The 9,869-nt window shown below is 70.3% G+C and carries 8 protein-coding genes; 1 reads left to right on the top strand and 7 read right to left on the bottom strand.

Annotated features, from left to right (window positions below; genetic code table 11):
* Window positions 1-211: 211 nt before the first annotated feature.
* The 6 genes from ACSBPH_RS12120 to ACSBPH_RS12095 all read right to left on the bottom strand — a co-directional run bounded on the left by ACSBPH_RS12120 (window position 212) and on the right by ACSBPH_RS12095 (window position 6,040).
* Window positions 212-1,516, bottom strand: a complete 1,305-nt coding sequence (locus tag ACSBPH_RS12120; RefSeq protein WP_442574584.1) for a right-handed parallel beta-helix repeat-containing protein — start codon at window positions 1,514-1,516, stop codon at window positions 212-214.
* Window positions 1,517-1,675: 159 nt separating this feature from the next.
* A complete protein-coding gene (locus ACSBPH_RS12115) occupies window positions 1,676-1,846 on the bottom strand; it encodes a CsbD family protein (protein ID WP_442574583.1) in 171 nt (56 codons plus the stop codon).
* Between the two features lie 155 nt (window positions 1,847-2,001).
* Window positions 2,002-3,036 (bottom strand): LacI family DNA-binding transcriptional regulator, encoded by a 1,035-nt coding sequence (locus ACSBPH_RS12110; RefSeq protein WP_442574582.1) that lies wholly within the window; start codon window positions 3,034-3,036, stop codon window positions 2,002-2,004.
* 104 nt (window positions 3,037-3,140) lie between these two features.
* A complete protein-coding gene (locus tag ACSBPH_RS12105; RefSeq protein WP_442574581.1) occupies window positions 3,141-3,923 on the bottom strand; it encodes a uracil-DNA glycosylase family protein in 783 nt (260 codons plus the stop codon).
* 91 nt (window positions 3,924-4,014) lie between these two features.
* Window positions 4,015-4,821 (bottom strand): isocitrate lyase/PEP mutase family protein, encoded by an 807-nt coding sequence (locus ACSBPH_RS12100; protein ID WP_442574580.1) that lies wholly within the window; start codon window positions 4,819-4,821, stop codon window positions 4,015-4,017.
* A gap of 52 nt (window positions 4,822-4,873) precedes the next feature.
* On the bottom strand, window positions 4,874-6,040 hold the full coding sequence (locus ACSBPH_RS12095) for a peptidoglycan-binding domain-containing protein (RefSeq protein WP_442574579.1): 1,167 nt from the start codon (window positions 6,038-6,040) through the stop codon (window positions 4,874-4,876).
* A 190-nt stretch (window positions 6,041-6,230) separates the two neighbouring features.
* Between ACSBPH_RS12095 and ACSBPH_RS12090 the strand changes: the two genes are divergently transcribed.
* Window positions 6,231-8,255, top strand: a complete 2,025-nt coding sequence (locus ACSBPH_RS12090) for a primary-amine oxidase (RefSeq protein WP_442574578.1) — start codon at window positions 6,231-6,233, stop codon at window positions 8,253-8,255.
* Window positions 8,256-8,293: 38 nt separating this feature from the next.
* Here ACSBPH_RS12090 and ACSBPH_RS12085 read toward each other — a convergent pair whose 3' ends face one another.
* Window positions 8,294-9,817 carry an APC family permease gene (locus tag ACSBPH_RS12085; RefSeq protein ID WP_442574577.1) on the bottom strand — a complete coding sequence of 508 codons (1,524 nt, stop codon included), beginning with the start codon at window positions 9,815-9,817 and terminating at the stop codon, window positions 8,294-8,296.
* Window positions 9,818-9,869: the final 52 nt, after the last annotated feature.

Genomic DNA, 9,869 nt, shown 5'->3' with positions numbered 1-9,869 from the left:
ACGCGTCACCCCCGTTGCTGACACAGGCCCCGTCTCCAGTGTTCGGTGCAGCTTTCATGGACAGGTGCCCAACCGGTCCTCAGCTGACAAGCGCCGAGTATGACACCACGCTCCGACACCTGTACAGCGACGCGTCACAAATCAGTAGTCGGCTTCGTTTATCGGATACCCGGCACCCACCAGGGGTATTGCGACAGAGCGTTCCGAGCGCCTAAGATCCGCCGCGCACGACGGGACAGCTGTTCTCGCCGATCGTCGGCGCCGCCGTGTCCGAGACGACAATGCCGTGCGGGGCTCCCTCGCACGAGGTCCCCCCGATCGAGCCGCCGGAATTGCCGCCGAAGATGACCGCAGCCGACGAGACTCCCGTGATGCGGAGGCCGTCGAGCACGGGAGAGCCCGACTCATCGGCCTGCACGCCGACCGATCCGCCCGTGAAGGTGCTTCCGAGCACGACCGGCGCCGCGGTGCCCGACACCGCGACGCCGACCGCGTTGCCGGTGAAGGTGCTGCCGTCGATCGACCCCGTCGAGGCATCGAGGAAGAGCACCCCCGCCCCGCCGTTGCCCGTGAAGCTCGCCGACTGGATGCTGACGCGATGGCCGCCCGCGACGGCGACGCCCGCCCAGCCGTTGCGCTCGAAGAGCGAGTCGGTGATCTCCAGCGTCGTCCCGCGACCGGATGCCTCGTCGGCCTGGGCGGAGAGGTAGACCCCCGCTCCTCCGACGGCGCCCGTCGCAGCGGTGGCGCCCGTGATGCGCACGCCGGCGAGCGAGACCGACGCCGACGGCCCCGCGACGAGCCCCGACGACGGGTGATCGGCGGTCATCTGAACCGTCAGGTCCTGCAGCTGCACGAGGCTTCCCGTCGCGACGATGATCGTCGCGTCGGTCGCCGTCGACGCGAGCGTCGTGACATCCCGGCCCGCGCCCTTGAGCGTCACGCCGGCGAGGAGCACGAGCGTCTGGCCGACATCGGTCGCACCGGTGGGGAGCACGACGGTCGTCCCCTCGGGCGAGCGCGCGAGGACATCGCGCAGGTCCTCCCCCTCGGCCACCTCGTAATCGCCGGTGGCCTGACGCACCGTTCCGAGGAGCGACGCCGAGACGCGGCGCCACACCGCGTCGGCGATCGCACCCGACGGCTGGATCGATCCGAGCCCGTCCTCGAGGCGGGACTGGAAGGCCTTGGCGTCGCACCCGAGTCGCTCCCGAGCGTCACGCGCCTTCGCCGCAGCGTCGGCGAGGGCCTTGTCGCCCGGCACGGCGCCGCCGTCTCCGCCGTCCGTCGCCTGAGGGGTCGCGGGGGGCTGGGCCCCGCCGGCCCGCGTGCCGTCGGGCTGCGCGTAGTCGGAGACGAGCGTTCCGACGGCCGACACGAGATCGTCGACGGCGACGGCGCACTGCTCCTCGGCATCCGCCGTGGGGCTGGCGGATGCCTCGCCCCCGGGCGACGCGGAGCAACCGGCGAGCAGCGCCACGGCGATGACGACGGCGGCGCTGGGCAGGAGCTTCACACGCGGGAGCCTAACGCGACGAAGGCGCGGATCCGCGCCGCGGCAGTGCCTCCCGCGGTACATGCCGCTCGAGGCATCCGTCCCTTCCCGATCTCCGAGGGCCACCCGGAAATGAGAATCGCCCTGCGCCGATCGGCGCAGGGCGATTCTCCGGACTGCTTACTTGAAGGCGTCCTTGACGTTCTCGCCAGCCTGCTTGAGGCTGGCCTTCGTCTGGTCGGCCTGGCCTTCAGCCTCGAGACGCTCGTTGTCCGTCGCGTCGCCGATGCCTTCCTTGACCTTGCCACTGGCCTTCTCAGCACTGTTCTTGATCTTGTCGTCGAGTCCCATGTCGTCTCCTTGATCTCGATCTTTCGACCGGCTGATTCCACGGTAGGAGCCGCTTCGCGATAAGGCTCGGGGTTGCGCACGACGCGAACTTCCGCTAGCGCGTCAGCCGGATCCAGGGCCCAGTCATTGGGCTCTCGGCGGGCGCGACGCCACGGTCAGTCGGTCTCGCGGGAGCGCGGCGGGGCCGTCGACTCGCGCACGATGAATTCGGGCGCGACCCGCTGGCGCCGCTCGACGTCGCGCTTCTCGATGGAGGCGACGACGGCCTTCATCGCCGCGGTGCCGACCGCAGAGAAGTCCTGGCGCACCGTCGTGAGGGGCGGGAGGAAGTGCCGCGATTCGGGAGTGTCGTCGTAGCCGACGACGCTGATGTCTTCGGGCACGCGGATCCCCCGCGTCCACAGGCCATGGATGAGGCCGAGGGCCATCTGGTCGTTGGAGGCGAAGACGGCCGTGACGCGGTCGATGAGCGGATGCGTCGCCCCGATCTCGTAGCCGTAGTCGGACGACCAGTCGCCGACGAGCATCTCGGCGGTCAGGCCGCGCGCGTCCATCGCGCGCCGCCACGCGCCCTCACGGGCGAGCGCGTCGATCCAGTCGAGGGGACCGGCCAGGTGCAGGATCGATTCATGCCCGAGGTCGGCGAGATGCTCGACAACCATGGTGGCGCCCGCACCCTGATCGACGCCGACCGTCACGACCGACGGGTCGGCGTCGAAGTCGCCGACGACGATCATCGGCACCGGCACGGGCCCCGACGTCACGGCGAGCAGCGACGACAGCCGGGGCGCGATCATGCACACCGCGTCGACCTCGTGCTGGGCGAGCTCAGCAAGCGCCGTGCTCGTCGTGGCCTCCTGGTGACCCGAGATCGAGAACGCCTCGACGCTGAACCCGACCTCGCGCGCCGCCCGCTCGATCGCGAGCAGCATGCTCTTGGGGCCGTAGTGGTCGGCGGCGTCGACGACCACGCCGATGCGGCGCGAGTGACCGGAGGCGAGGGCGCGGGCCGTCGAACTCGGCTGGTAGCCGAGCTCGGCGATGACGTCGAGCACCCGCTGCCGGGTCGATTCCTTGATGTTCGTCTGCGCGTTGATGACCCGCGATACGGTCATGTGCGAGACTCCTGCGCGGGCCGCGACGTCATAGATGCTCGGACGGCCACGGGCGGGCGTGGATTCAGCTGGCACGGGTCATTCCTTCGCGAGGTCGGCGTCGGTTCGACGCTAGTGGGGAGCGCTCCCAGACACACTCATACACCGTACTGGTGTGCATAACCCGGTATTCGGAGCCTTCACGGAACCACGATCGAGATGTTCGCCCGCTCGTTCCCGGGTGTGGATGACATCGAGGCCCAGAAGTCGGTGCTGCGGGTCCACGAGGGGAGACCCATCGGGAAGTCCCGGCTGGGGATCTCGGGCAGCTCGCCCGGCAGGAAATCGCTCCCGTACAGAACGAGGGGCTTGACGACATCGGGCTTCGCGATGTTCGCGTGCAGCGCCTGCAGGGCGACGTTCCAGTTGTCGAGCAGCTCCGCCCTCGTGATCGGCCCCTGCGGCTTGTCGGCCGTGGGATGCAGGGCTCGGTGGTGGAACACCGTCACCGACTGGCCCACAGGGGTCGCCCGGAACGACTGCCACGCCTCGAACGCGGGGTTGCCGAACGTCACGACCGCCTCGATCCTGCCCGCGGCGAACGCCGCCTCGAACCACTGGTTGCGGTAGGCCTCGATGTCAGGGTCGTGCAGATGCGGCAGCGCCATGCTCTGATTGAAGATCCCGTAGAGGAAGGCGTTCATCATGAGATAGCGCCGCGTGAAGCCGAGCTTCTCGACGAAGCCCTGCACCCGGCGTCCCGCCTGCCCCGAGAGGATGCGGCGCGTGACCGCCTCGGTCTGCGCCGGATCCTGTCCGACGACGAGCAGCCGCGCGCTGCCGTCCGCGCGCCCTCGGTAGAAGATCGGCCCCCACAGCGACCGGAACCCGTCCGCACCCCGGAACACCGTGTCGTCGGGATAATTGCGGCACAGCGCCTTGAAGACGCCCTTGGGCCCGCTGTCGAACGGATCCGTGATCATGGCAGCCCCCTCTTGTCTGCCCCCCACGGCTTGGTCTAGTGCATGCCGCACACCGCCGCAAGAGCGCCGGCTCCGGATGCCTCTGTCGGCGCTACGCCCCGAACCGCCGCTGCACCTCGGCATAGCCGAGGGCGCCGTCGAGGAACCCCAGCGTCCCCTTCTCGAGCAGCTCGCGCCCCGCGCGCTCGACGAAGCTCAGCGCCGCGCGGGCGAGGCCGCCGCCGATGCTCACGCGCTTCACCCCGAGCGCGAAGAGGGCCGGCGCGGGAATGATCCGCGAGGCGAGTCCGGCGACGATGTTGAGCGGTGCGGGGATCTCCTCCACGAGTCGGCGGATGCTGTCTTCGTCGTTCACGCCGGGGACGAAGATGCAGTCCGCCCCCGCGTCGATATAGCGGTGCGCGCGCTCGATGGTCTCGGCGAACGGGTTGCTGCTGTCACCGATGAAGAAGGCGTCGGTGCGGGCATTGAGGACGAACGTCCCTTTCGGTGCCGCCGCCCTCGCGGCGGCGAGGCGCTCGGCCGCCTCGTCGACGCCGAACAGCCGCCCCGCGGCGGTGTCTTCGATGTTCGCCCCCGCAACGCCGAGCCCGACGGCGCGGGTCACCGTCGCTGCCACCTCTTCGGGCGTGGACCCGTACCCGTCCTCGAGATCCGCCGTCACCGGCACGTCGACGGCATCCACGATCTCGGCCACGCGTTCGAACATGATGTCGGGTGGCAGCATCCCTCCATCCGGCAGTCCGCACGACCACGCGATGCCCGCGCTCGTCGTCGCGATCGCCGGGAACCCGAGCTGTTCGAAGATCCTGGCGGAGCCCGCGTCCCACGCGTTGGGGATCACGAACCCGGGGCCGGAATGGAGGGTGAGGAGGGCGGTGGCTTCGTCGGTCGGCACGACTGTCATCCACTCACCACGGGGGTCCGCCGTCAAGAGGGGTCCGGGTGCGCTACCCCTCCGAGCCCGTCGCCTCGTCGGACGGCTCGGGCTGCGGCTCGTCGGGGCTCGGGGACGCGAGCGATTGCCTGAGCTGCGAGACGGCCTTCTCGAAGGCCGCGATGGTCGCGGCATCCACCGTCCCCGTGGGCTCGACGCCCAGCTCGGTCTGGAAAGCCTGCAGCGCTTCGCTCAGTGCGGGCGTCCAGACGCCGTCGACCGGACCGTCCCAGAACCCGACGAGCGCGAGCGTCTGCTGCAGCGCCGCGGTCGAGGCGACGGATGCCTGGGCCGCCGCGCCGCCGATGGCCGCGAGCGCGCTCTGCAATGCCTCGGCCGTGGCGCGGTCGACCGTGCCCGTGACGGGAAGGCCGCTCGCCTTCTGCAGGTCTTCCACGGCCTGGACGGTGAGCGGTCCGTAGACGCCGTCCACGGCACCCGTGTAGTACCCGGCCGTCGCGAGGTCCTGCTGCAGGGCTGCGGTGTAGGCGCGGACCGCCTCCGTCGCCTGCAGCTCCTGCTCGTCGGCGATGCAGCCGGCGTCGGCGAAGAGCTGCAGCCACGCCATCTCGAGGGCGACCGCCGCACTGTTGAACTGCTCGGATGCCTGGGCCAGCGGCGTCTCGTCGGTGATGCCCGCCTGCGCATCCGCAAACTGCTCCTCGGCCTGCGTGACGCGGTCGACGGTCGCGGCAGGCGCCAGCGGCGTGCTCGCCGGCTGCGGCGTCTCCGCCGCGGGCTCGACGACGGTGCCCGATGCCTCGGCTTCGGCCTCGGCCAGCGCGGCCCTCGCCCGGGCGAGCTCGTCGTTCGCCTCGGCGAGCGCCTGCTGCGCCTCGACGGCCGCCTCTGCTCCGGCATACGCGTCGGCGCGGGGCGCCGCGAGGTCGGCCCCGGCATCTCGGACGTCTCCCACGGTCGGCGCCGTGTCGGTCAGCACGTCGCCGTAGCGATCGAGCGCCGTTATATAGGTCTTGCTCGCATCGCAGAAGGCGGCCGACGCCGCGGCGACCGCGTCCTCCGCCTCCGCGACGGCCTTCTCCTTCGCGGTGACGCGCGACGCGGCGAGGTCAACGCTGCTGACGCTCGCCGCGCACCCGGCCAGGCCGACGGAGCCGAGGACGAGGCCGATGACGGCGGTGACGAGCAGGCGCGGAGCTCCTGGGCGAGGTGTGATCACGCGATCGCCTTCCGGTTCGGGGGGATGTGCGCCCATGATGACAGCGCGACACGGGCGGTCCGAGGCATCCTCATCCGAATCGGCTGACCCGTCGCGGCGCCCTCGCACCCGCAGTCACGCGGTCTGCGCCCCTCGGCAAGCAGCCGACGCGCAGAGCGAGGAGAGTGGCGACGAGTATCAAGGAGGAGCCATGCCTGCGCACCGACACGACGCGCCCGACCAGCCACACGACAACCCCGCGCTCATCCCGGTCACCACCGTGACCCACGGCGGGCCGCGGCATCCGCTCGACCCTCTGACTGCCGAGGAGATCGAGTCGGCCCGCGAGATCCTCGTCGCTGCCGGGCTGCTCGGCGAGAGCGTCCGCGTCCCGATGCTGCTGCCCGACGAGCCGGCCAAGGAGGAGCTCGCCACGTGGGCGTCCGGCGACCCGATGGACCGCCGCGTGGACGTGACGCTGATGGATGCCGCCACCGGCGCGGTGACCGAGGCGATCGTGTCCGTCACGCACCGGGCCGTCGTCGCGACGCGCGAGCTCGACCCGTCGCAGGCGCCGTACGGCCAGCCGCAGTACCTGTTCGAGGAGTACGACCGCGCGGCCGAGATCGTCAAGGCCTCCCCCGAGTGGCGCGCCGCGATGGCGCGCCGGGGTCTTGCGGACCGCATCGACCTCGCGTTCTGCTCGCCCCTGGCCCCGGGCTTCGTCGGGCGTGAGAACGAGGTCGGGCGCCGCGTCATCCGCTCGCTGACGTTCCTGCGCGACAGCGAGGACGACATCCCGTGGGCGCACCCGGTCGAGGGCCTCATCGTGCACGTCGACCTCGTGTCGAACGCGGTCATCGGCATCGAGGACGAGGGGGACGTGCCGGTACCGGGCGGGAGCGGCAAGTACACGCCGGATGCCGTGGGCCCCGCGCGCACGAGCCTCAAGCCCATCGAGATCGTGCAGCCCGAGGGCCCGAGCTTCGCCGTCAGCGGCTCGCTCGTGGAGTGGGAGAACTGGTCGATGCGCGTCGACTTCAATGCGCGCGAGGGTCTCGTGCTCCACGATGTGCGCTTCGACGACCGCCCGGTGCTGACCCGCGCGAGCGTCCCCGAGATGGTCGTGCCCTACGGCGACACCTCCAACACGCGCTTCTGGATCAGCTACTTCGACGCCGGCGAATACCTCCTCGGCAAGAACGCCAACCACCTGGAGCTCGGCTGCGACTGCCTCGGCGTCATCACGTACTTCGACGGCCATGTGGCCGACGACCACGGCCACCCGGTGAAGATCCCGAACGTCGTGTGCATGCACGAGGAGGACTACGGCATCCTCTGGAAGCACACCGAGCAGGGGCCCGTCGGCTCGCACGTGCGCCGCTCGCGGCGCCTCGTGGTGTCGTACTTCTCGACCATCGGCAACTACGACTACGGCTTCTACTGGTATTTCTACCTCGACGGCTCGATCCAGCTCGAGGCGAAGGCGACGGGGATCGTGTTCGTCGGGGCTGGCCATCCCGGCTCGACAAATCGGCACGCGCCCGAGATCGCCCCCGGCGTCTTCGCCCCCGTCCATCAGCATCTGTTCTCGGCGCGGCTCGACGTCGCCGTCGACGGCGAGGACAACAGGCTCCTCGAGATCGACGCCGCCCGCATCCCGATGGGCGAGGGCAATCCCTTCGGCAACGCCTTCACGTGGACCGAGACGCCGTTGCGCACCGAGCACGAGGCGCAGCGCATCGCCGACACGTCGGTGGCGCGCGTCTGGGAGGTGCGCTCGGCGTCGAAGACGAACTACATCGGCAAGCCGACGGCCTACCACCTCATCCCGCAGCCCACGGCGCTCCTCATGGCGGATCCGGCGTCTTCGGTCGCCGCGCGCGCCGCATTCGCGACGAAGCATGTGTGGGCGACCGCGTACGACCGCGACGAGCGCTGGCCCGCCGGCCGGTACCCCAACGCCCACCAGGGCGGCGCGGGGCTGCCCGCCTACACGGCCGACGACCGTTCGATCGACGGGGAAGACCTCGTTCTGTGGCACACCTTCGGCCTCACGCACATCCCGCGCCCCGAGGACTGGCCGATCATGCCCGTCGACTACGCGGGGTTCTGGTTCAAGCCCTACGGCTTCCTCGACGTCAACCCCGCGATGGATGTCCCCGAGTCGAGTCAGGCGCACCAGGCCGAGGACGGCGGCTGCGGCATGGGCGCGGCCTGCACCTGCGGCAGCTGAGCCGCTTTGCCGCCCGGCGGCAGAGGAAGTGCGGTGTGTCAGACGCCGACCGGCTCGCTGCCGAGGTGCGGAGCGTCGGCCTTCTCGGCGCCGTGGCCGATCTGGCGGTAGACGTCGGGCTTGGCCTTGCGGAGCCAGTACGCCCACACGACCGCGGCAGCCGAAGGCACGAGGAGCACGGCGGGCAGGATGAAGGTCGTCGGCGTGGACTGGGTCTGGCCGAGGAGGACGTCCCAGTTGGCCAGGACGAGGAACCACACCGTGCCGAGGGAGACGAGCGCGACGATCGGCGCGACGAGGCGGCTCCCCGCCCCGACATCGCGGGCGTCCCGGCGGAAGAAGCCGATGACGGCTGCCGAGACCAGCACCATGAGCAGCACGAGGCCGAAGGCGCCGAGATTCGTGAGCCACGTGAACAGCGTCAGGACGGGGTAGGGACCGTTGGCGGGATCCCAGCCGGTCTCGCCGATCGCGAACGCGATGATGACGACCGCGGCGAGGACCGACTGGGCCAGCGATCCCGCCCACGGTGCGCCGCTCGAGGTGCGGACGGTGCCGAGCTGCCGGGGCAGCACGCCCTCGCGTCCGAGCGAGAAGGCGTAGCGCGAGACGGCGTTGTGGAAGCTGACGAGCGCCGCGAAGAGGCTCGTGATGAAGAGGATCGACATGATGTCGACCCACACCACGCCGAGGTACTGGCCGACGAAGTTGAAGAAGAGCGGCGGGCCGGCCTCTTCTGCGGTGATGCCGGCCGGATCGGTGATCTTCCCGGGGCCCACGGCGAGCGCGAGTGCCCACGACGAGATCGCGTAGAAGACGCCGATGACCACCACGGCGAGGAACGTCGCGCGGGGGATCGTGCGCCGGGGGTCCTTGGACTCCTCGCCGTAGATCGCCGCGGACTCGAAGCCCATGAAGGCCGCGATGCCGAACGCGAGCACGGCGCCGACGCCCGGTACGAAGAGGGCCGACGGCGTCATGGGCGCGGCCGTGAAGCCCTCGGCGGGGTTCAGGAACGCGACAGCGTCGAAGACGATGACCGCGAGGAACTCGAGCCCGACGAGGGAGCCCAGCACCTTCGCCGAGAGGTCGACGCGGTTGACCCCGAGGAACCCGACGATGACGATGCCGACGAGGACCCACACCCACCACGGGCTCGCCCAGCCGGTCTTCGACTCGATGAACGAGGAGACCTGGAAGCCGAACATGCCCCAGATGCCGATCTGCATCGCGTTGTAGGCGATCAGGGCGAGGATCGACGCGCCGACGCCCGTCGGGCGACCGATGCCCTGCGCCACGTACGAGTAGAAGGCGCCGGCGTTCGTGATGAAGCGGCTCATCGCCGCGTATCCGATGGCGAAGATCGCGAGGACGACGGCTAGCACGATATACCCGAAGGGAATGCCGTCGACGTGCGTCACGGAATACGCGCTCGTGACCCCGCCGGCGACCACGGTGAGCGGGGCCGAGGCGGCGATGATCATGAAAGCGACGGCGAACACGCCCAGACGGCGATGCGCATCCGTCCGGGTGGTCGATGTCGTCGGGCCTGACGTGGCCATGGGCAGCTCCTTCGATGCTCGATTCGGGTGCGACCATCGTTCCGATTCGCCG

This window comes from Microbacterium sp. F51-2R (genome assembly GCF_052180235.1).
GTDB lineage: Bacteria > Actinomycetota > Actinomycetes > Actinomycetales > Microbacteriaceae > Microbacterium.
The sequence above is the reverse complement of the archived record's forward strand: the minus strand, read 5'-3'. Positions and strand labels throughout refer to the sequence as shown.

Bases quoted from the DNA above. Each gene is read 5' to 3' on its own strand.
- ACSBPH_RS12115 (WP_442574583.1), bottom strand. From the start codon at position 1,846: ATGGGACTCGACGACAAGATCAAGAACAGTGCTGAGAAGGCCAGTGGC.
- ACSBPH_RS12105 (WP_442574581.1), bottom strand. From the start codon at position 3,923: ATGATCACGGATCCGTTCGACAGCGGGCCCAAGGGCGTCTTCAAGGCG.
- ACSBPH_RS12090 (WP_442574578.1), top strand. From the start codon at position 6,231: ATGCCTGCGCACCGACACGACGCGCCCGACCAGCCACACGACAACCCC.
- ACSBPH_RS12085 (WP_442574577.1), bottom strand. From the start codon at position 9,817: ATGGCCACGTCAGGCCCGACGACATCGACCACCCGGACGGATGCGCAT.